This window comes from Marinilactibacillus piezotolerans (assembly GCF_900114235.1).
Taxonomy (GTDB): domain Bacteria; phylum Bacillota; class Bacilli; order Lactobacillales; family Carnobacteriaceae_A; genus Marinilactibacillus; species Marinilactibacillus piezotolerans.
The window spans coordinates 1-21,507 of the sequence record NZ_FOSJ01000030.1; the positions used below are offsets into that span (position 1 = coordinate 1).

Below are 21,507 nucleotides of genomic sequence, written 5' to 3' on the forward strand. Positions count from 1 at the left end.
TCATCAAGGGTCAATTTGTTGTAATCAAGCTTTGTGATATCGGTCCCTTTAGGTGGTCGATCACCCGCATCTTCAAGCCAAGTAATATAATCGTTTAAAAGTTGAATTAAACTGTTTTGCCACTTGATTTTATTAACTAAATACATGATAATCTGAAGTAGATTAGGCATCTCTTTTCACTCCTTAAGTGATGAATGTTTGTTTTAGTGAACTTCATTTTATCAGATTAAGGGGGGGAAGAGGTGCCTTTTTGTATTTTAATTGATAGAGCAACGATAGTTGCATTAAAACAACACGAAAAAACAAAAAAATTGGTAATTACTGCTTTATAACCGGAGGGGAATAGATGGAAACTGATATCGAAATTGCACAAGCTTCAACAATGATGCCGATTGAAAAAATTGCTGAGAAATTAGGGATCATGGAAAATAAGTTAGAACACTTTGGGAAATATAAAGCAAAAGTAATCACAACTGCAGAAGCAATCAAATCAAAAGAAAAAGGGAAACTAATCTTGGTTACAGCGATCAATCCAACTCCAGCAGGTGAAGGAAAGACAACTACTTCTGTCGGGCTAGGAGATGCCTTGCAAAAGATTGGAAAAAAAGCAGCGCTAGCATTAAGAGAACCCTCTTTAGGTCCCGTTTTTGGATTAAAAGGCGGAGCAGCTGGCGGTGGATATGCACAAGTTGTGCCGATGGAAGATCTGAACTTACATTTCACAGGAGATATTCATGCTATCGGGGCCGCGAATAATTTGGTAGCAGCGATGGTTGATAACCATATTTACCAAGGTAACTCACTAAGGATAGATCCTAGACGAGTTACTTGGAGAAGGGCAATCGATATGAATGATCGTCAATTACGCTCACTGATTAGCGGAATCGGAGCACATGCTAATGGGATGCCTAGAGAAGATGGATTTGATATTACCGTGGCATCAGAGATTATGGCTGTTCTTTGTTTATCCAATTCAATTGGTGAAATGAAGCAGAAGCTTCGCAACTGTATAGTAGGTTATACATTCGATAATGATCCTGTTTCAATTGGAGATCTTAAAGCTGAAGGTGCAGTAGCAGCACTTTTAAAAGATGCATTAAAACCGAATCTAGTTCAGACGTTAGAGCACACCCCGGTATTTATTCATGGCGGTCCCTTTGCCAATATTGCTCATGGATGTAACAGTTTATTAGCTACAAAAACAGCATTGGCACACGCAGACTACGTCGTAACAGAAGCAGGATTTGGTGCTGATCTGGGCGCTGAAAAGTTTTTGGATATCAAGTGTCGAATGGGTGGACTGGAGCCGAATGCTGTGGTAATTGTGACGACAGTTAGAGCGCTCAAAATGCATGGCGGTGCTGCAAAAAGTGATTTGAACGAAGAAAATATAGAAGCATTAGAAAAAGGAATACCTAATTTACTTAAACACGTTGAGAATATTCAAACTGTTTTTGGACAAAACGCAGTTGTTGCAATTAATACTTTTCCAAAAGATACAGAGCAGGAGCTGAAACTTCTTAAAGATGCTTGTTTTAAGAAAAATATATTAGTTATCCAGTCTGATGTTTGGGCCAAAGGAAGTGAAGGAGGGATAGCACTAGCTGAAGAAGTTGTGAAAGTTTGTGACCAGCCTTCTCAATTGAGCTTTGCTTATGACTTGAATGATACGATTGAAGAAAAAATTGAAAAAATCGTTCAGAAGGTTTATGGAGGATCAGGTACTGAATGGACAAGTAAAGCTAGAAAAACCGCTGACAAACTGACAGCATTAGGCTACGGAAATCTTCCAGTGTGTATGGCTAAAACACAGTACTCTTTATCAGATCAGGCAACAAAAATTGGGCGGCCAAAAGACTTCGAGGTAAATATTAGAGAACTGTCAATTTCTGCAGGAGCAGGATTTATAGTGGTTTTAACAGGGAATATCATGCGTATGCCCGGATTGCCGGAAAAACCAGCTGCTGAACAAATAGATATTACCGAGGAAGGAAAAATAACGGGACTATTTTAGTAAAGAGAGGACATTTAATATGATAGAGCAATCAATATCTGCTTATCTTAATCAATTGCAGTCAAAAGAAGGCATGCCTGGCGGAGGTAGTGCAACAGCCATAATCGGAGCAATGAGCTCAGCATTAGGTCATATGGTCTCGGATATTCAAAAGGATAAAAAAAATTTCAAAGAGTATAAAAATGATTTAGAAAGAATTACCAAAGAAACGAAAGAAATCCGCACTCGATTTGAAGCATTAAGTGAAGAAGATGCGGTAGCCTTTGAACCGGTCTCCAAGGCTTACAAACTGCCCAAAGAAACAGATGAGCAAATCAGAAATCGTCAAGAAGCAATTGAGTCAGGATTAAAGGGAGCGACACAACCGCCGCTGGAAATGATGAAAGAAACATTGAAGTTGATCGACTTGTACAAAGAACTTAGACGAATAGATATCAAAGGATCAATAGTTAACGATATTGCGGTAGGTGTTTTGTTTGCTAAAACAACGTTACAATCCGCTTACCTGAATGTACTAGTCAATACTGATTTCATAAAAAATGAACAAATTAAAATAGAGTTAGAAGGGCTGGGAAATGCTTATCTTGTTCAAGGGGAAACAAAAGCAGATCAAATCTATGCAGATACTAAATATTATCTTGTGCATAAAAAGTGGCCAGCGTTAGATTAAAGAGGAGTGCAGTAATGGTAAAAGTGTTAAAAGGAAAAGCAGTAGCAGAAAAGCTTAATAAACAGACACAGCAAGTGGTAGAAGATTTGAAATCTATTCAATGCCTGCCTGCGTTAGCAATCGTACGAATAGGAGAGGATTCTTCTTCAATAGCCTATGAATCCGCTGCAATCAAAGCAATGCATCAAGTTGGAATCGAAGTATCTTCTCTTACTTTTGCAGCAGACTCAGTATATGAGGATATTCTCTCTGTTATTGATAGATTGAATGAAGACAAAAACATACACGGTATTCTTGTCATGCAGCCTCTTCCGGAAGGTATTTCTAGAAATGATATAGCTGAGCGTATTAATCCAGAAAAAGACATAGATGGATTGACACCAACTAATCTTGGGAAGTTAGTGGAAAATAATCTTAGCGGACTATGGCCAAGTACACCAAGAGCAGTCATGGAATTATTGGACTATTATGATATAGAATTAAAAGGAGCGGATGTTTGTGTAATAGGAAGCAGCCCAGTGGTGGGGAAGCCTCTGTCGATGCTGTTGCTGAATGCAGAAGCCACTGTATCTAATTGTCACGTACATACTAAAGATTTGAAAATGTACACAAGGCAAGCGGATATTGTTATATCTGCAACGGGAGCAATTCACTTAGTAACGCCTGACCATATCAAAGATGGAGCTATTGTTATAGACGTCGGGTATGGAGAAATGGATGGTAAAATCTATGGAGATGTTCAGTATGATAAAGTCGAGCCAAAAGCGGCTGCAATTACTCCGGTTCCTGGCGGAGTAGGTACGATAACGACAGCTGTACTTGCAGAACAAGTCGTCCAAGCTGCCTGGACATTAGTGACAGAACAGAAAAATCAGTAGAAAGGCAGATCATATGATAGAAAAAGAAAAAATTCGTAATGAAGTTATTTTAACTCTAAAGTCTTTTTCAGAGACCAAGAAAAAGTCAATCGAACAAACACTTTATACAACTTTGTTTTCCTCAGTACTATGGAAACAGGCGCAAGTGATTGGTGTGACGCTTTCTAAAGGATTTGAGTGGGATACGACACCCATTATAAAAAGGGCATGGCAAGAAGGTAAAAAAGTAGGTGTTCCTAAATCTATACATGCTTCTAGAGAATTGAATTTCTATCAAATTGAACAGTTTAGTCAAGTCAAAGTGGGATATTTTGATATTAGGGAACCAATTGTTGAACAAACAAAACAAATCCGTAAAGATCATATCGAATTAATGCTAGTTCCAGGTGTTGCATTTACAGAAAAAGGATATAGAATAGGATTTGGTGGAGGATACTATGATCGCTTTTTAATGGATTATTCTAATCCGACGCTGTCACTGCTGCATTCAGATCAAATAGTAACAACAATTCCAGTAGAGACACATGATGTACCAGTAAATTATTTAATTACAGAAAGGGGCATTTTCTCAACAGTTTCAACTGAACAAAGTAAGTAGAATAGCTGAATATAACCTGACCTTACGTATAAACTAGAATACAAAAGAGTAAGAGGCGAGCGTTAAGTGCTGAGTGGATGGGATGTTGCCCTCAGACGAAAAAGCAATTGTGTTTTGCGACTCCTCTCTGCATCCGCTTGAAAGCTATAGTAGTTTTTTAGCGAGGACTCTTTAATTGGATTTTGTCTGACTTGAAATAATCAGCAGACGAAAACTGTATCTTATTCATACGGTACGCAATTAAAATTAAAGGAGATCTTCGAATGACAAATAATCAGAATAATAATTTATATGAAAAGAAAAATAATCGATCAAACTGGAAAATAGGAACAAGAGAATTAGCCATAGTGGGTGTGCTTATTGCAATGAACTTAGCGTTAAGTAGAGTCGGAGTCAGTACACCAATTGTAAGAATTACTTTTTCTTATTTACCGATTGCTTTGATCGGGATATTATTTGGACCGTTTATTGCCGGAATATCAGCTGCTTTAGCAGATATTTTAGCTTTTATGGTTGGCGGGGGAGCCGGGGGATTCTTTCCTGGATTTACGCTTTCAGCTTTATTAGGCGGAGTAGCTTATGGCATTTTTCTTCATAAAAAAGAAATTCATTTGTGGAGAGTGGTAGCTGTAGAAGCATTTATAGCAATATTTATTAACCTTACCCTAAACACACTATGGATTTCGATTATTACAGAAAATCCGATAGCTGTTATTCTGCCGCCTCGACTTATTCAAAATGCAGTCACTATAGTTGTGCGTATTTTGACGATTTGGTTTTTAGTGAACAATAAACAGTTGAGAAGTGTATACCAGAAATATTCAACAGCTAAAAAATAATAAATAAAATGAAATTGTGCTTAATTTGAAAAGCGATTGCTTCGCTGATTTCAAACTAAGCGCGATTTTTTTATGAGGATTTTATTTCTGAATACCTGAACGATGTCCGCCTAATAACTTTGCTCGTTGTAGTGCCATTCCACCACGAACCAAGCTGCTAGCATGCAATAGGGAAGTGTATCCATATCTTTGACGGATATGATCAATTGTCTTATCCAATTCTTCTCGATCAATTGAGTTCTGCGGTTGTTCAAATAAGTTTAACTGTAAAGCCTGTTTTGGTCTTATATCACCGTAAGTGACATTGATGATTCGTACAGGCTGATAAGTATAGTGACGTTCAAATAACAAGATCAAAGAAGCAATCAATTCTCGGGAAGAATCGGTTGCTTCCACTAACATCTGATGACTAAAGCCTTTATCTTCAACATACTTGGAATAGCCTAATGTCAATTTTACTAGACTCGTAGTTACACAATGTCGACGTAGTCTCATAGCATTTTCTTCAGCCATCTCTCTGATGACAATCTCTATTTCATGTTTATCAAGATAGTCCCGATTCAATATCTGATTCTTACTATAAGAAGTTGATTTAGGTACAAAAGTTTCTGATAAACGAGTTCGGTCAATGCCGTGAGCATGATAAAAAAGCTGTTCGCCGATTATACCAATTTTTTTCTTCAATACACGAACATCAAACTGTGATAATTCATAAATAGAAGAGATACCCATTCGCAGCAAACGAGCTTCGGTTCTAGAGCCGATTCCCCAGAATTCAGACATAGGATGGACTTTCCAAACTGTATCCTCAACAGTTTCATAATGCCAGTGTGCGATGAAATTTTTTGTTTTATTATGTTTTGCTTCATGATCCAAGGCAAGTTTTGCTAGTAAGGGATTATCTCCAATTCCTACAGTTACAACTAAATTCATTTTTTTCCAGATTAAATACTGAATTTTTTTTGCAATTTCTTCAGCTGTTCCAAAAAGGCTATGAGAGTGAGTAATGTCTAAAAAAGATTCGTCAATACTGTAGACTAATAGATCATCATTTGTGACGAATTGTTTGAAAATATTAAGGATTTCAATATTTTTTTCTAAATAAAAAGCCATTCTAGGTTCAACAATCTGAATTTTGGAGTGTATTGGAATATCAAAAACCCGAGACCCTGTTTTGATGCCATAAGTTTGTTTAACCATAGGAGACGAAGCAAGTACCAGTCCGCCATTGTTTTCAGGTTTGCTGACTACTGCAATATAAGCTTCAAGTGGATGCTGGTTACGTTCAACTGCTTCAACGGAAGCAAAAAAAGATTTTACGTCAATACATAGTATGTTGCGTCTTGGTTCATGAGTATAATCCATTCGCTGGATCATAGTGATTGCTCCTTTAGGGAATATAGGTTCCTTTTAATTATAGGAACATATATTCCCTTAGTCAAGAAAAATAGTTTACAACAAAAAAAGACTAGGCAATTTTTTGCCTAGTCTTAGTCAATCTATAAGATTATTTACCTTCTACATAAGGTACTGCACTGACTGATACATCGATATTTCCCATTGTAGCTTTAGAATATGGGCAGTATTGGTGTGCTTTTTTCGCTAATTCTTCAACTTCAGATTCACTCATGTCTTCGATTCCAACTTCAATTTCTACACCAAGCTTGAATCCACCATCACTAGGATCTTTGAGTAAATGAACGGTTAATGTTACTTGAGACTTGTTTTTGATTTTTTCTTCACGTTTGTAGTGATCTAGTGCAGAGTGATAACAAGCGCTGTAACCTAGTGCAAAGAGTTGCTCAGGGTTGGTACCATTACCTTTTCCACCCATTTGTGTAGGGGTATCGATGTTAACTTCATATGAACGATCTGGAGTATGACTTTCTCCACTTCGCCCACCTGTATTGACGGATGAAGTTGTGTAAACTGGTTGCTCTGCCATGTTAAATCTCTCCTTTAATTTTTAATCTATAAAAAGTATAACACTCATTATCTGAAGCGAAAAACAATACGTTCACAAAAAAACTGCCTTCTAAATAATAGAAGACAGTTTATATTTTCCGGAATTATAGAGCGTAATCACGAATGGCTTTTGCAACACCATTTTCAGCATTCGAAGTTGTGAAGACATCTGCTACATCTTTCAATACATCTCTTGCATTCCCCATTGCTACACCTGTTCCAGCGTATTCAATCATATGAACATCATTTCCGCCGTCACCGATAGACATAACTCGTTCTCGTGGAATGTTTAAGCTATTTGCTAAATCTTCGAGCGCGATTCCTTTATTAGCTTTTTTATTCAGAAATTCTAAGAAGAATGGCTCACTTCGTAAAATCGTATATTGTTCCCATAAATCTTTTGAAAGGTTGGCGATAGCTGCTTCTAAAAGATCTTCTTCATCGATTATCATCATTTTATTATAGGCTATTTCTTTGTCCATATCTTCGGGAGCACTATAGAATAAAGGAACTTCGTTAATAAAAGACTCTAGTACAGAATATTTTCCGATATCTTTATTTGGAGTATAGATACCATCATTTCGAATAGCGTGAAAGTGCACGCCGTTTTCTCTGGCTGCTTCTTCAATAATTAGGTAATCTCCATGACTCATTGTATGGTGTGAGATAATTTCTTCTGTATCTGTCTTTTGAACAAGAGCACCATTGTAGGTAATGACAAAGTCACCAGAATTTTTGAGATCCAGTTCTTCTAAATAAGGAATTACCCCGGGATAAGGACGCCCGGTACATAAAACGATTTTTATACCAGCTTCTTTTGCTTCATGAATGGCTTTTTTGACTTCATCAGTTACTTTTCGTTCTGGATTTAAAAGGGTACCATCCATATCTATTGCGATTAACTCAATTTTCATGCGTTATTCAGTCTCCACTTCTAGTTTTTATTTGGATTTTTGATTCGATCATTTATGATATATTTCTGGAATTCATCATAGTCTTCCTGGAACATACTGACTTCTTTATTTTTCTGATTGTCTTCAAGGAATTCTTTCGGGACATATAAACGATGGTCTCCATGTAGATTTCCGCTAAGAGATTTTACAATAGGGCTTGCTTCGCTTAATTCGATTAGTGTCCCGTCTGCATACATTAGATGGATAGGTGTTTTACTCTTTAATTTGTAATCATAAGGTAAATCTGAACTACTATTGATTCGAGTAAAGAGTTCTTTGTCATACTTCAGATTACCCACGATATCACGTAGTTTTTCAACGATGGATTCATCTTGTCCTTTTTCGTAAGCAACGGATTTAAATGGCCTTCGATTTAAGAACATTGTTGAAAGTTCACTTAGATAAGCATCATCACTAGTTGTCCATAAATTGATCGCAGTTTGTAAGACGCTATCGTCTAATCTAAGATAGTCTTCAATTGTATACTTATCTTTAAAAAACGGATCTAAAAGAGTAAAATGAGGATACAGATTTTCTTCTTGATATAAGGACTTGGCCCGGTAAAGCAACCGATCTAAAGTCACTTCCATTCCTCGAGAAGCTGGATGAAAATAGACCTGCATATACATCTGGAAACGGCTGACGATATAATCCTCTACAGCATGCATTCCCTGATACTGAAATGCAATTCCATGTTTATAAGGGCGGATCACTCGCAATATTCTGGATAGGTCGAAAGCACCATATGTTGCTCCAGTAAAAAAAGCGTCACGCTGTAAATAATCCATTCGGTCAGCGTCTATTTGGCTGGAAATCAATTGAACAACTTGTGGATTTTTGTGTTCTTTAGTGATCACGCTAGCTACTTGATTCGGAAAGTCAGGAGAAACGCGACTTAAAACTTCATGAATCTCTGTTTCTTCAGACAAAATGATATCTGTTGTAAATTTTTCGTGATCAGAACCAATGATTTTTTCGAAAGTATGTGAAAAAGGGCCGTGTCCTAAGTCATGTAACAAAGCAGCACACAATGTGACCAAACGCATACTCGGGTCCCATTCATCAGGATAATTTCGTTCGAACATATCCACGATTTTACGAGTAATTTCGTACACTCCAAGTGAGTGAGAAAAGCGAGAATGCTCAGCACCATGGAACGTAAATTGAGCGGTACCTAATTGCTTGATACGGCGTAAACGCTGAAATTCTTTGGTGTCGATCAGATCGAGTATAATCCTATGTCTAACATGGATATAATCATGTACAGGATCTTTGAAAACTTTTTCAAAAGGCAACCGGTCGATTCGTTCAAATCTATCTGCACTCATATCATTCTGCTGTCGCTGCTAGCCCCATTATTGCTAGAAAGACTTAGCATGCTGGCACGACAGGCAGACAACTCCTCTCTATTATTCAGCAAAGTTTATTGTCTTCGTATTGTTTTTTTCTCATAATAATTTTTCGTTACGTTTTTTCATTTTTTCCATTCCGATAAAATAACTTTGTTGTATCAATTCGGTATATATTCCAGCACTCAACTGTGCATTATTCATTTTCTGCAAGGCTAAAGTAATACTATGTTTAACTTGCGAAATTGTGAAGGGAGCAGCGAAAGCTTCTTCTAAAGTTGTCATAGAACTTGGATTAACGGTTGGAAAGTTCCATTTTGTTTTTGTTCCAGCTAATCCTTTTTGATAAAATTTTCGAATCAATTCCCCGCGCTTAGCTTGATCTCCATTAACACTGAGATAGATCATAATAGCGATTCCGCCTTTGATGCGTCGTTGAGCGATTCCGGCTATCTTTCTACCATCAACACTCAAATCATATTCACCCGGACAATAAGAATCAGCTATCTCAATAGCATTAATTGTTTTTCCGTAGTCTTTGAAAGCTTGCTCAATCAAGTAATGCATCCGACGGTATCCTTCGTCAATAGATATACGGTGCTCTTCTTCAGGAAAAATGAGAGATAGGTTGAGGACCCCAGGATCACTTACCACAGCTAATCCGCCAGAATTTCTAACAATATAATCATACTGAGCATCGCTTAGAACAGATAAAGCGGGTTCGAAAAATGGTAATTTTGTATCCATCATGCCTAACAGGACTAGTGGATCTGTGGACCAAAAGTGAAGAATGGGTTGTTTTACAGTGACAGAATATTCAATGAAAGCATCTGTCAGTGCAAAAGGCGATAATGATGTCAATGAAAAGGGCGCTGAATTTGAATCATATAGTAAAAAAGGTCCTTGAGTAGGAATAGGAATTTCGTTTAGTAAAGTCATGTCAAATCTTCTTTCAATAATCTTTGTTTTCTATATGTTCAGTATAACAAAGAATCATTTTTTTGCCTACATTACAATAAAGAAAAGGAAGTAAGAGACGTTCTAGTAATTTTATGATAAACTAAAACGTATAAAATGAATGGTTTAATTGCATATGAAATCAGAAATATTGAAAGGAGATTCATCTGTGCCTTCAAAAAAATTAACGAATGGTATGCCGGCAGAAGTTATTATGGAAACTTCTTATGTTCAAAATGAAGAAACTCATCATCATGTCTTTGAAGAACAAGGGCGTGTCATTTATATGAACAATAGCTATTATATTAGATATGAAGAAAATTACCCAAATGAGCCCGCAGTACCTGTTACAGTAAAAATTAATCCCGACGGAGTAGTTAACTTGATCCGTAGAGGAGAAAATAAAACACGGTTAACATTCAGTAGTGATCAAATAACAGAAACACAATATAAAACACCTATGGGGATCATGCCGATTCATATCGAAACGCAGAGTCTTAAGATTAGCTACTATGATCGTCCGTTTGCTGGAAGAATCGCTGTTAATTATAAACTACATTTTAATGGAGAAGTTTTAGGTTCTTATCAAATTAGATTGCGTTTTACAACGTGATAAGGTAGTATAAATTAGATGCCATAAAATTACTTGGACCAAATTCAGGTAATAATTTTCGGTCGTCATAAATGAATAAGTGGTATGATTGAATAGGAGTATAGATCAGAAAGGTCGTGTGGGTTTTGGAACTCAAACAATTCGATGGACAATCAAAAAAAGAATTAGCGATGGTAGATGTAGCACATGCTATATTAGAACAAACTGGAGAAGTAACAAACTATAATGATTTATTAGTACAAGTAGCTGAATATCTAGAGTTAAGTGATAATGAATTAGAAACTGAAATGATCCAATTTTACACTGACTTAAATATTGACGGACGCTTTATTTCTTTGGGGTCTAATCGTTGGGGACTGCGTGGGTGGTATCCAATTGATTCGATTGATGAAGAAATCACGCATGACAATGATGAAGAAGATGAAAAACCTCGCCGTAAAGATCGTCAAGGATTTGATGATGTGGATGTCGAAGAATTAGATGACGAAGAAGAGGAAGACGGAGTCGACTACGGAGAACGTGTAGCTGTTGATGAGCACGGCGTGATGGTAGATGATGAAGATGAAGAAGACCTTGGAGAATACAAAGAAGATTTGGAAGACCTGGGTGATGAAGACGAAGAAGATGAGAATATCGTAGGACTTACAGTAGTCGATGACGATGATGTTCTAGATGATGAAGATGAAGAAGACGAGTAAACACTTAATAATGCAAGTGAATTTACATTGAATGTATGTAAATTCAAGAAAATAATCCTTGACGAATAACAAGGAAGTCTATATTATATTTATTGGGCACCCTAAGAGGTTGGACTATAAACTTTTCAAGAAAAGTTGAGTTGGATCAACTCTAGGGCAGAGCGGAACACATATATATCAAGCTCCCTATTCTACTAAAGAATAGGGAGCTTTCTATTTTTCCCAACCTTACCTATTAATAAAATATCTAGCTTCACGTGCCACCCCCTCGAGAGAAAGATAACGGCTTACGCGCTCGATGTATTTGCTTCGTACTACCCGTAAATCACTACGTTCAAACGGCTAGAGCAATTGCGAGGAATGCATTGATATGGCTGTTCAAAACAATGTAGGTGACAGAGTCGTTCGACCAAAGGGAGACAACTTTACCGCTTTGTTTTGCGTCGTGTCGACGAGCGCTAGGGAAGCCGACGTTTCCTATGAGATTTTATTTTTCTTTTCGGGGCTGGCCGGTGCGTTCAGCTTTCTATAATGCTATAACAGGAGGATTTTTAATGACAAAATATATTTTTGTAACAGGTGGCGTAGTTTCTTCAATCGGTAAAGGAATTGCAGCAGCATCACTTGGACGTTTATTGAAAAACAGAGGTTTGAAAGTAACGATTCAGAAATTCGATCCTTATATCAACGTGGATCCTGGAACAATGAGTCCTTATCAGCACGGAGAGGTGTTTGTAACTGATGATGGCGCAGAAACAGACCTAGATCTAGGTCATTATGAGCGTTTTATCGATATTAATCTAAACCAGTATTCTAATGTAACGACAGGAAAAGTTTATTCAGAAGTCTTGAATAAAGAAAGACGTGGAGATTATCTAGGTGCAACTGTCCAAGTTATTCCACACATCACAAATGAAATTAAACAGAAAATCATGCGTGCAGCCCAGACTACAGATTCAGATGTTATCATCACTGAAGTTGGTGGTACAGTTGGAGATATCGAATCTCTCCCGTTTCTTGAAGCGCTTCGTCAGATGAAGAGTGAAGTAGGTTCTGATAATGTAATGTATATCCATACAACGCTGATCCCTTATCTGAAAGCGGCTGGGGAAATGAAGACTAAACCTACTCAACATAGTGTTAAAGAACTGCGTAGTTTAGGGATTCAGCCTAATTTACTGATTGTTAGAACTGAATACCCATTAGATCAACATACAAAAGATAAATTAGCTTTATTTACCGACGTTGATCCTAAAGCAGTAATTGAATCATTAGATGTAGAAACGTTATATACTATTCCATTGAATCTACAAAAACAGCATATGGATCAGATTGTAGTAGATCATTTGAAGCTGGATGTTCCAGAAGCAGATATGACAGAGTGGAAAAAATTAGAAGAAAAAGTTCAAAACTTAAAATACTCAACTAAAATCGCTATCGTAGGAAAATACGTTGAACTTCCAGATGCTTATTTGTCAGTTGTGGAAGCATTGAAACATGCTGGCTACGCAGTAGATTCCGATATTGAAATCAAATGGATTAATGCAGAAAAATTAGCTCCTTCTGAATTGATGAGTAAACTTCAAGATGTTGATGGTATTTTAGTACCTGGAGGATTTGGTTCTAGAGGACTTGAAGGAAAATTATTAGCAATTCAATATGCTAGAGAAAATAAAGTGCCTTATTTTGGAATTTGTTTAGGTATGCAGCTAGCTACAATAGAATATGCTCGAAATGTTGCGAAAATCGAAGGCGCAGGATCTGCGGAAGTTGATCCAGATATTGAACACAACATTATTGACTTGATGCCAGATCAAAAAGATGTTGTAGAGATGGGCGGGACACTAAGGTTAGGACTTTATCCATGTAAGCTAGAAAAAAACACAGTAACAGCTGAAGCTTACGGAAACCAGGAAGTGGTTCAAGAACGTCACAGACATCGTTATGAATTTAACAATGAATATAGAGAAATTCTTGAATCTAACGGTCTTGTCTTCTCAGGGGTATCTCCAGATAACCGGTTAGTAGAGATTGTTGAGATTACTGATCATCCATTTTTCGTAGGTTGTCAGTTCCATCCAGAATTTATTTCTAGACCCGATCGCCCACAACCACTTTTTGCTGCATTTGTTGCGAAATCCTTACAAAATCACCTTAATAAATAAATGGTATTATTATGAGAAAATGGAAGAAAGTCTAATTAAATTAAAAAAAATAATGGATTGAAACCGTAAAACCGATTTCAATCCATTTTCTCTAGATTTGACTAGTTTTATTTGTGAATTTTGTATATAATATAGTGGAAACCGATAGTAAACCCTCGGTTTAAAAGTGCGAAAAATTTAAGGAGGAAATATTGCATGACTCGTTTAGTAAGTATGACAGAAATGTTGAACAAAGCCTTACAAGGAAAATATGCTGTAGGACAATTCAACATTAATAACTTAGAATGGACTCAAGCTATTCTAACAGCAGCTCAAGAAGAAAAATCTCCAGTAATTTTAGGAGTTTCAGAAGGGGCAGCTAAATACATGGGTGGGTTCTCAGTTGTAACAGCTATGGTAGATGCTTTAATGGAAGAAATGGACATTACTGTACCTGTAGCGGTACACTTGGATCACGGATCTTCACTTGAAACATGTACTGCAGCAATCGATGCAGGATTCTCTTCAGTAATGATCGACAACTCTAAATTCCCAATTGACGAAAATATTGAAGCAACTAGAAAAGTTGTTGAATATGCACACTCAAAAGGTGTTTCTGTTGAAGCGGAAGTTGGATCTGTAGGCGGAACTGAAGATGGAATTACTGGTGGCGTAATGTACGCAGATCCTGAAGAATGTAAACGTATGGTAACTGAAGCTAAAATTGATGCTTTAGCAGCTGCTTTAGGATCAGTTCACGGAGACTATGATGGAGAACCAAAACTTGGATTCGACGAAATGAAAGAAATCTCTGAATTAACTGGAGCTCCTTTAGTATTACACGGTGGATCTGGTATCCCAACTCACCAAATTAAAAAAGCAATTGAATTTGGTCATACTAAAATCAACGTTAACACTGAATTACAACAAGTATGGACTAAACGTACTCGTGAAGTTCTTGCTAATGATGACAAAGTATACGATCCTCGTAAAGTAATCGGACCGGGTAAAGAAAATATTACTGCAACAACTAAAGCTAAAATGCAAGAATTCGGTTCTTCTAACCAAGCTTAATTCTGCTTAATAGAATCAATAATAAAACGACGCCTGATATTTTCAGGCGTCGTTTTACATAGGAACAAAAACTGATTGCAGGAATATATCATTCTTGCTTTTTGTATTGTATTATAAAGGCTTATTGTTTATACTTATTTGTGTTTAAAACTATGAAAAGCAAAGGAGATTCCTTTGAAAAAATTATCAACCAAAGACCTCGTACAAATTGCTGTGTTAACTTCCATGCTTTCTGTTGCATCTGTTTTTGTCATTCCCGTAGGACCTGTACCCATTACTCTACAAGTTTTCTTTTTCTTATTGATCCCTGCTTTAATGGGGAAATTTAAAGGAGCTTTAACAATTTTACTTTACATGTTTCTGGGGCTAATTGGATTTCCTGTGTTTGCAGGTGGATCAGGTGGGTTTCAAAGCATATTGTCTCCAGCTTTTGGATACATCATTGGTGCAGTACTTGTTAGTTTAGTTGTAGGAAGACTACACAGAAAGAAATCATCAAGTATGGAAATGATCAGTACAATGATGATCGGGATTTTATTGTTATATGCAATCGGGATTAGTTATCAATATGTCATTATGAATATTTATCTCCAGACCCCTATAACCTGGCAGACAATCATCTTAACAAACATTACAACGTTTTTACCGATCGATATGGTCAAAGCATTTACAGCCGGCATCGTTTGTCGCCGACTTGAAGGTGTTTTGATTCGTACAGCTTAACTCCAAAGAGTAAAATAATTCAGACTAAGATAAATAATTTTCTTAAAAGAGAGGGTTATAGAAGCAATTATGAAGAAAATAATAATCAATGGTGGAAAACCATTAATGGGTGAAGTGACTATTTCAGGAGCTAAAAATAGTGCAGTTGCATTAATACCAGCAGCTATATTAGCAGATTCTCCTGTTACATTAGAAGGCGTTCCAGATATACAAGATGTTCATTCTCTTATTGAAATTCTCAATGAAATGCGAGTTAAAACAGAATTTGATGGATCTACATTAGTAATTGATCCTTCAGAAATGGTTTCAATTCCCATGCCAAACGGAAAAATTAAAAGTCTACGTGCTTCGTACTATTTTATGGGCGCCTTATTGACAAAATTTGGACAAGGAGTTGTCGGCTTACCTGGAGGATGTTTCCTGGGTCCGAGACCAATTGATCAGCATTTGAAAGGGTTCCGAGCGTTAGGCGCTTCTGTTGAGAATGAAATGGGCGCAATGTATTTAAAAACACAGGAAGAGGGATTAATTGCTTCAAGAATCTATTTTGATGTAGTCTCTATTGGAGCAACAATTAATGTCATGCTTGCCGCTGTTAAAGCAAAAGGTAGAACGTTTATAGAGAATGCCGCACGTGAACCAGAGATTATTGATATTGCAACACTCTTGAATAATATGGGGGCTAAAATCCGAGGCGCTGGTACAGATATCATTCGGATCGATGGTGTAGAAGAGATGCATGGATGCCGCCATACTGTAATACCAGATCGTATCGAAGCCGGAACCTATCTGATTATGGCTGCAGCAGCAGGTGAGAATGTATTAGTTAAGAATGTAATTGTAGAACATATGGAAGGATTAATTGCGAAAATGGAGGAAATGGGAGTACCAATGGAAATTGGAGAAGATTCTGTGCGTATAACTAAGGCAACGCAAAAGTTAAAGGGGATTTCTATCAAAACACTTCCTTATCCGGGATTCGCAACAGATCTGCAACAACCTTTTACACCACTTTTAATGATGGCAGAAGGCGAATCAATGATTATGGATACTATTTATCCTAAAAGAGTTAAACATATTCCGGAATTAAATCGAATGGGTGCAAATGCACGTATTACGAGTGATACCATTCTAATTGAAGGAAATCATAAATTGGATGGTGCTGAAGTAGTGGCTAGTGATTTAAGGGCGGGAGCATGTCTGATGATTGCCGGCTTGATTGCTAAGGGTGAAACTGAAATAACTGGAGTTGAAAATATTCTAAGAGGATATTCTCACATAGTAGAAAAAATGACAGCACTTGGAGCAGATATTCAAATGGAAGATATAGAAATAACAGAGTAAAGAAAATAAGGAATAATGAATAGGGGAAACAACAGTGGCCAATTTTTTAACGTTTGACGATTTGCAGAAAAAGACATTAAAGGAAATTTATGAACTTGCTAAGAATCTTAAAATTCCATACTACAGCCAGATGAATAAAAAGGAATTATCTTTGGCTGTTCTTCGAGTTCAAGAGGAAAAACAAGGATATTTCCAAGTGTCAGGTGTGTTAGATAAAATTTATAATCAGGACTTTGGATTTTTACGTCCAATAAATTATTCTCATAGTAATGAAGATATTTATATATCAGCTTCTCAAATGACACGTTTTGGTCTAAGAAATGGCGATAAAATAACAGGTACGGCTAGACCGCCTAAATCAGGTGAGCGCTATTATGGATTAATGAATGTTCGTCAAGTAAATGGAAAAGATCCAGAAGAAGCACGTGAAAGACCACATTTTCCAGCTTTGACGCCATTATATCCTGATAGACGAATTCAACTTGAAGCTTCCCCAAATGAACTTTCCGCCCGTATACTCGATTTGATTGCGCCAATAGGATTCGGCCAGCGGGGGCTGATCGTAGCTCCTCCCAAAGTTGGTAAGACAACAATTCTAAAAGAGATTGCGAATGGAATCAAACAAAACCACCCTGATGTTGAACTCATTGTTTTACTTATTGATGAGCGTCCAGAAGAAGTGACGGATCTTGAAAGAAGTATTGATGGAGAAGTCGTCCATTCAACTTTTGATCAGCAGCCACAAAATCATGTTAAAGTCAGTGAACTAGTATTGGAGCGTGCCAGACGCCTGGTTGAAGATAAGCGAGATGTAGTAATCTTGATGGATAGCATTACAAGATTAGCTAGAGCATATAACCTAGTAGAACAGCCAAGCGGTCGTACGCTGAGTGGAGGAATCGATCCAGCGGCTTTATACCGTCCTAAACGATTCTTTGGATCTGCACGAAATGTAGAAGAAGGTGGCAGTTTAACCATTGTTGCTACAGCATTAGTGGATACTGGCAGTCGGATGGATGATGTAATCTACGAAGAATTTAAAGGAACTGGAAATATGGAACTTCATCTTTCACGAGATCTTGCTGAACGCAGAATTTTTCCGGCAATCGATATCAGACGTTCCAGTACGCGTAAGGAAGAAATGCTTCTAACGAAAGATCAGTATGACGCTGTCTATAAATTGCGCAGGGGCATGAGAAATGATTCTTTAGAATATACAGATCAGTTTATCAAAACATTGCGAAGACATAAGAATAATGAACAATTTGTACAAAAGATATTAAAACAAAAGTAAATTAATGTCTAAAAAAAGTATATTCATTTATATAAGAAAAGAAAATATGTTAAAGGATGTAGAAAACCATTGCAAGCACTTTTTAATCATGCTATTATATTTAGTGTTGCATATAACTTAAAAAGCAGCGTAATTTACCTGCTTTTGCCGGGACAGAAATCGTAAAACTAACGTTTATGATAAAAGACAACTATGAAATCGTATAGATTTTATGGCATAAGGAGTGAAAAGAATATGAAACAAGAAATCCATCCAAAATATCATCAAGTCGTATTTATGGACACTACTACAGGATTCAAATTCTTGTCAGGTTCAACTAAATCATCTAATGAAACAGTTGAGTGGGAAGATGGAAACGAATATCCATTAATTCGTATGGAAATTTCTTCTGATTCTCATCCATTCTATACTGGTCGTCAAAAATTTGCACAAGCAGATGGACGTATCGACCGTTTCAACAAGAAATACAATTTGGGAGAAAATGAATAATCATACCCATAAGAAAAGCTCTGGATATCCAGAGCTTTTTTTTTACTTAAATCTAAAAGATTTATATAGCCTGTTTATAGTTTTAGTTGTTTAAGCTTGGTTTTGTTGCTAAAATAATCGATAGAATACCTTACCAGAATTATGCAAAAATCATACTAGAGCAAAGGGAATATAAAGGAGAAAATAAAATGAATATCTTTCTAGTTTATGGAGGAAAAAGCGCAGAACATGATGTTTCGATTTTATCTGCTTATTCAATACTAAAAGAAATCTATTATAACTATTATACTGTAACACCTGTTTATATTTCGCGAGAAGGCAAATGGCTAAAAGGTGCAGAAATTACAGATCCTAGCCAAATCAATTCTTCTCAAGATTTGATTTTAGACGAAATAGGAGAGGACATTCATTTTTCTGATATTCCAAAAGAAAATACGATTGTTTTCCCAGTGTTGCATGGTCCCAATGGCGAAGATGGCACAGTTCAAGGATTGCTAGAAGTACTTGAAATACCTTATGTGGGTGCCGGTGTTTTAGCTAGTGCTACTGGAATGGATAAAATTATCAGCAAAGTTTTATTCAAAGAAGCTGGATTGCCAATCGTTCCTTACTATCAAGTAAAAGGTACAGACTGGAATGCTAATCAAGAGCTGGTTATAAATGAAGCCGAAAGTATCTTGTCCTATCCTATGTTTGTAAAGCCTTCTAATATGGGTTCAAGTGTAGGGATTTCAGAAGCGAAAAATCGTGAGGAATTGGTGGATGCTGTTGTAAAAGCGTTTGAGTATGATCGTCGTGTATTAATTGAGCAAGGCGTGCAAGCTCGAGAAATAGAAGTAGCCGTACTTGGAAACGAAGATATCAATACGTCAGTTCCAGGAGAACTAGTTAAGAAACAGCAGTTTTATGATTATGAGTCTAAATATATATCAAACGAAGTTGTGCCCCAAATTCCAGCAAAACTATCAGAAGAAATAACTAAAACTTTGAGAGAATATGCTGCAAGAGCTTTTATGGCAATTGATGGAAATGGTCTGACACGTGTGGACTTCTTCTTGACGGCAGATGAAGAGATTTATATTAATGAAGTAAATACTTTCCCAGGCTTTACAAATTATAGTATGTATCCTAGATTATGGGAAAAAACAGGATTAGCATACGGAGATCTAATCGAAGAAATGATACAGTTAGGATTACGTAGATTTAAAGCTAGACAAAATCAATCTTTAAAGGATAGATAGTTATCAGGGTTATTGGAGAGAGTAAAATGACAAAATGGACACTAAATGAAATAGCGGAAGCCACAGATGGAGTAATCTATCATACTGAGAACCATTTAATCAACATTGCAGATATTTCTTTTGATTCTAGAAATTTATCAGAAGGAAGCTTGTTTGTACCGTTGATAGCTGAACGTAATGGTCACGAATATATTGATAGTGCAATTGGAAATGGTGCTAGCGCAGCATTTTGGAGTGAACCTGTTGAAAAAGCACCAAAAGATTTTCCGATTATTCAAGTAAAAGATACCTTACAAGCTTTGCAGCAATTCGCAAAATGGTATCTAAAAAAGGTGAACCCAAAAGTAGTTGGAATAACTGGTAGCAACGGTAAAACTACTACAAAAGACATGACTGAAGCAGTACTTTCAGCTAAGTATAAGACCCACAAAACAGTAGGCAATTTTAATAACCACATTGGATTACCCTACACGATACTAGGAATGCCGAGAGAGACTGAAGCGATTATTTTAGAAATGGGCATGAGCCAGGCGGATGAAATTCATGTTCTATCTACTTTAGCTGAGCCAGATGTAGCAGTAATAACCATGATTGGGGAATCACACATCGAATTCTTTGGTTCACGAGATGGAATTGCAGATGCCAAAATGGAAATAGTAGATGGGCTGAAATCTGATGGAGTGTTGATTTATCCTGGAGAAGAACCTTTACTTGCAGAACGGACAGCTATATTACCAGAAGAAAGAGTTCGAACTTTTGGTAGAACGGATAAGGAAAATTTGTATGCTACAAAGATTGAAGTGAAGAGTCGTTCAACCGAGTTTTCAGTTAACCTTGCTCCAGAATTAAAAATTACGCTTCCGACACCAGGAGAGTATAATGTTCAAAATGCTTTAGCAGCAATATTAGTTGGAATAGAATTTGGAATTTCTATTAAAGCAAGTGCTGAAAAGTTAGAACAATTTCAATTAACAAAAAATCGTCTTGAATGGATCGAAGGCTTTAATGGATCTCAACTTTTAAATGATGCTTACAATGCAAGTCCTTCTTCGATGAAAGCTGTTCTAAATTACTTTGCTACGATCGAAACAAACGGTAAAAAAATAGTAGTTTTAGGAGATATCTTAGAATTGGGAGAACTAAGTGAGGAACTACATCGTGATGTAGCTGCTTCTATCGGTGCTGCTTCTATTGATTATTTAATACTTTATGGAGAAAAAATGAGAACTGTTTATAATGAAGTGAAAGGTTCCTTCAATCTTGAAAAAATCAGGCATTTTTCAGGGGATAAAAAACCCATGGTTGATTATCTTAGGAAAACTATCCAGAGTGAAGATATTGTTTTGCTGAAATCTAGTCTGGGAACAAACATTTTAGAGGTTGTTGAAAAATTAAAGAAGAAAACCCTAATGTAAAACGTATTCATTCTCAATATGTTTAGAATAAGTTGAAAATAAAAAGTATGCATGCTATGATGTCTGTTGAACAATGGTTCGATATTGTTTAATTTGTTTTTGATTAAATAATCAAAGATAGAACACAGAGAATAAAATATGAGTCAAGAAGAATTTAAAACCCTGGTGTGTCGCATCGCGTGTTTCGGATACGAACAGTAGGGTCTTTATATGAAAAAGAGACGACGAACTACCCTCAATAGATGCTGA

At 36.7% G+C, this 21,507-nt stretch carries 20 protein-coding genes and 1 riboswitch; of the genes, 15 read left to right on the forward strand and 5 right to left on the reverse strand.

Translation table 11 applies throughout. The annotated features are described in order from the left end of the window. Window positions 1–346 precede the first annotated feature (346 nt). The 5 genes from BM212_RS07920 (at window position 347) to BM212_RS07940 (ending at window position 4,999) form a co-directional block, all read left to right on the forward strand. Window positions 347–2,014, forward strand: a complete 1,668-nt coding sequence (locus tag BM212_RS07920; RefSeq protein ID WP_091897955.1) for a formate--tetrahydrofolate ligase — start codon at window positions 347–349, stop codon at window positions 2,012–2,014. Window positions 2,015–2,033: 19 nt separating this feature from the next. Next, window positions 2,034–2,684 carry a cyclodeaminase/cyclohydrolase family protein gene (locus tag BM212_RS07925; protein WP_091897957.1) on the forward strand — a complete coding sequence of 217 codons (651 nt, stop codon included), beginning with the start codon at window positions 2,034–2,036 and terminating at the stop codon, window positions 2,682–2,684. A gap of 14 nt (window positions 2,685–2,698) precedes the next feature. Then, complete coding sequence (locus BM212_RS07930) at window positions 2,699–3,562, forward strand: bifunctional 5,10-methylenetetrahydrofolate dehydrogenase/5,10-methenyltetrahydrofolate cyclohydrolase (protein ID WP_091897959.1); 864 nt, start codon at window positions 2,699–2,701, stop codon at window positions 3,560–3,562. A gap of 13 nt (window positions 3,563–3,575) precedes the next feature. After that, window positions 3,576–4,160: a 5-formyltetrahydrofolate cyclo-ligase gene (locus BM212_RS07935; RefSeq protein WP_091897961.1), complete on the forward strand. Its 585-nt coding sequence runs from the start codon at window positions 3,576–3,578 to the stop codon at window positions 4,158–4,160. Between the two features lie 42 nt (window positions 4,161–4,202). Continuing rightward, a riboswitch (THF riboswitch) is annotated at window positions 4,203–4,301 on the forward strand. Window positions 4,302–4,423: 122 nt separating this feature from the next. Then, entirely contained in the window at window positions 4,424–4,999 is a 576-nt protein-coding gene (locus tag BM212_RS07940) for a folate family ECF transporter S component (protein ID WP_083540472.1), read from the forward strand. Between the two features lie 81 nt (window positions 5,000–5,080). Here the strand turns inward: BM212_RS07940 and BM212_RS07945 are convergent, their stop codons facing one another. The 5 genes from BM212_RS07945 to BM212_RS07965 all read right to left on the reverse strand — a co-directional run bounded on the left by BM212_RS07945 (window position 5,081) and on the right by BM212_RS07965 (window position 10,205). After that, window positions 5,081–6,376, reverse strand: coding sequence for a Y-family DNA polymerase (locus BM212_RS07945; protein WP_091897963.1), 1,296 nt, complete (start codon window positions 6,374–6,376; stop codon window positions 5,081–5,083). Window positions 6,377–6,506: 130 nt separating this feature from the next. After that, window positions 6,507–6,944 (reverse strand): organic hydroperoxide resistance protein, encoded by a 438-nt coding sequence (locus BM212_RS07950; RefSeq protein WP_091897965.1) that lies wholly within the window; start codon window positions 6,942–6,944, stop codon window positions 6,507–6,509. Between the two features lie 124 nt (window positions 6,945–7,068). After that, on the reverse strand, window positions 7,069–7,878 hold the full coding sequence (yidA, locus tag BM212_RS07955) for a sugar-phosphatase (RefSeq protein ID WP_072693981.1): 810 nt from the start codon (window positions 7,876–7,878) through the stop codon (window positions 7,069–7,071). Window positions 7,879–7,898: 20 nt separating this feature from the next. Next, window positions 7,899–9,245, reverse strand: coding sequence for an HD domain-containing protein (locus BM212_RS07960; protein ID WP_091897967.1), 1,347 nt, complete (start codon window positions 9,243–9,245; stop codon window positions 7,899–7,901). A gap of 120 nt (window positions 9,246–9,365) precedes the next feature. Further along, window positions 9,366–10,205, reverse strand: a complete 840-nt coding sequence (locus tag BM212_RS07965) for a lipoate--protein ligase family protein (RefSeq protein ID WP_091897969.1) — start codon at window positions 10,203–10,205, stop codon at window positions 9,366–9,368. A 187-nt stretch (window positions 10,206–10,392) separates the two neighbouring features. Between BM212_RS07965 and BM212_RS07970 the strand changes: the two genes are divergently transcribed. The 10 genes from BM212_RS07970 (at window position 10,393) to BM212_RS08015 (ending at window position 21,258) form a co-directional block, all read left to right on the forward strand. After that, on the forward strand, window positions 10,393–10,836 hold the full coding sequence (locus tag BM212_RS07970) for a YwiB family protein (protein ID WP_177206389.1): 444 nt from the start codon (window positions 10,393–10,395) through the stop codon (window positions 10,834–10,836). A gap of 125 nt (window positions 10,837–10,961) precedes the next feature. Continuing rightward, window positions 10,962–11,534 carry a DNA-directed RNA polymerase subunit delta gene (gene rpoE, locus BM212_RS07975; RefSeq protein ID WP_091897987.1) on the forward strand — a complete coding sequence of 191 codons (573 nt, stop codon included), beginning with the start codon at window positions 10,962–10,964 and terminating at the stop codon, window positions 11,532–11,534. Window positions 11,535–12,088: 554 nt separating this feature from the next. Beyond that, window positions 12,089–13,699, forward strand: coding sequence for a CTP synthase (locus tag BM212_RS07980; RefSeq protein ID WP_091897973.1), 1,611 nt, complete (start codon window positions 12,089–12,091; stop codon window positions 13,697–13,699). Between the two features lie 195 nt (window positions 13,700–13,894). Beyond that, a complete protein-coding gene (gene fba, locus BM212_RS07985) occupies window positions 13,895–14,752 on the forward strand; it encodes a class II fructose-1,6-bisphosphate aldolase (protein ID WP_072693988.1) in 858 nt (285 codons plus the stop codon). Window positions 14,753–14,926: 174 nt separating this feature from the next. Continuing rightward, the gene (locus BM212_RS07990; RefSeq protein ID WP_072693990.1) at window positions 14,927–15,475 is read left to right on the forward strand and encodes a biotin transporter BioY; all 549 of its coding nucleotides are present in this window, start codon (window positions 14,927–14,929) and stop codon (window positions 15,473–15,475) included. A 69-nt stretch (window positions 15,476–15,544) separates the two neighbouring features. Then, entirely contained in the window at window positions 15,545–16,819 is a 1,275-nt protein-coding gene (locus BM212_RS07995; protein ID WP_091897975.1) for a UDP-N-acetylglucosamine 1-carboxyvinyltransferase, read from the forward strand. Between the two features lie 34 nt (window positions 16,820–16,853). Continuing rightward, window positions 16,854–18,113, forward strand: coding sequence for a transcription termination factor Rho (gene rho, locus BM212_RS08000; protein WP_091897977.1), 1,260 nt, complete (start codon window positions 16,854–16,856; stop codon window positions 18,111–18,113). Between the two features lie 234 nt (window positions 18,114–18,347). Continuing rightward, a complete protein-coding gene (locus tag BM212_RS08005) occupies window positions 18,348–18,602 on the forward strand; it encodes a type B 50S ribosomal protein L31 (protein WP_072693996.1) in 255 nt (84 codons plus the stop codon). A gap of 188 nt (window positions 18,603–18,790) precedes the next feature. Next, on the forward strand, window positions 18,791–19,843 hold the full coding sequence (locus tag BM212_RS08010; protein ID WP_091897979.1) for a D-alanine--D-alanine ligase: 1,053 nt from the start codon (window positions 18,791–18,793) through the stop codon (window positions 19,841–19,843). 26 nt (window positions 19,844–19,869) lie between these two features. Continuing rightward, window positions 19,870–21,258, forward strand: coding sequence for a UDP-N-acetylmuramoyl-tripeptide--D-alanyl-D-alanine ligase (locus BM212_RS08015; RefSeq protein ID WP_091897981.1), 1,389 nt, complete (start codon window positions 19,870–19,872; stop codon window positions 21,256–21,258). The last annotated feature ends 249 nt before the right edge of the window (window positions 21,259–21,507 follow it).

Coding starts and splice junctions, on each gene's coding strand:
- BM212_RS07920 (WP_091897955.1), top strand. CDS start 347: ATGGAAACTGATATCGAAATTGCACAAGCTTCAACAATGATGCCGATT.
- BM212_RS07925 (WP_091897957.1), top strand. CDS start 2,034: ATGATAGAGCAATCAATATCTGCTTATCTTAATCAATTGCAGTCAAAA.
- BM212_RS07930 (WP_091897959.1), top strand. CDS start 2,699: ATGGTAAAAGTGTTAAAAGGAAAAGCAGTAGCAGAAAAGCTTAATAAA.
- BM212_RS07935 (WP_091897961.1), top strand. CDS start 3,576: ATGATAGAAAAAGAAAAAATTCGTAATGAAGTTATTTTAACTCTAAAG.
- BM212_RS07940 (WP_083540472.1), top strand. CDS start 4,424: ATGACAAATAATCAGAATAATAATTTATATGAAAAGAAAAATAATCGA.
- BM212_RS07945 (WP_091897963.1), bottom strand. CDS start 6,376: ATGATCCAGCGAATGGATTATACTCATGAACCAAGACGCAACATACTA.
- BM212_RS07950 (WP_091897965.1), bottom strand. CDS start 6,944: ATGGCAGAGCAACCAGTTTACACAACTTCATCCGTCAATACAGGTGGG.
- yidA (WP_072693981.1), bottom strand. CDS start 7,878: ATGAAAATTGAGTTAATCGCAATAGATATGGATGGTACCCTTTTAAAT.
- BM212_RS07960 (WP_091897967.1), bottom strand. CDS start 9,245: ATGAGTGCAGATAGATTTGAACGAATCGACCGGTTGCCTTTTGAAAAA.
- BM212_RS07965 (WP_091897969.1), bottom strand. CDS start 10,205: ATGACTTTACTAAACGAAATTCCTATTCCTACTCAAGGACCTTTTTTA.
- BM212_RS07980 (WP_091897973.1), top strand. CDS start 12,089: ATGACAAAATATATTTTTGTAACAGGTGGCGTAGTTTCTTCAATCGGT.
- fba (WP_072693988.1), top strand. CDS start 13,895: ATGACTCGTTTAGTAAGTATGACAGAAATGTTGAACAAAGCCTTACAA.
- BM212_RS07995 (WP_091897975.1), top strand. CDS start 15,545: ATGAAGAAAATAATAATCAATGGTGGAAAACCATTAATGGGTGAAGTG.
- BM212_RS08005 (WP_072693996.1), top strand. CDS start 18,348: ATGAAACAAGAAATCCATCCAAAATATCATCAAGTCGTATTTATGGAC.
- BM212_RS08010 (WP_091897979.1), top strand. CDS start 18,791: ATGAATATCTTTCTAGTTTATGGAGGAAAAAGCGCAGAACATGATGTT.
- BM212_RS08015 (WP_091897981.1), top strand. CDS start 19,870: ATGACAAAATGGACACTAAATGAAATAGCGGAAGCCACAGATGGAGTA.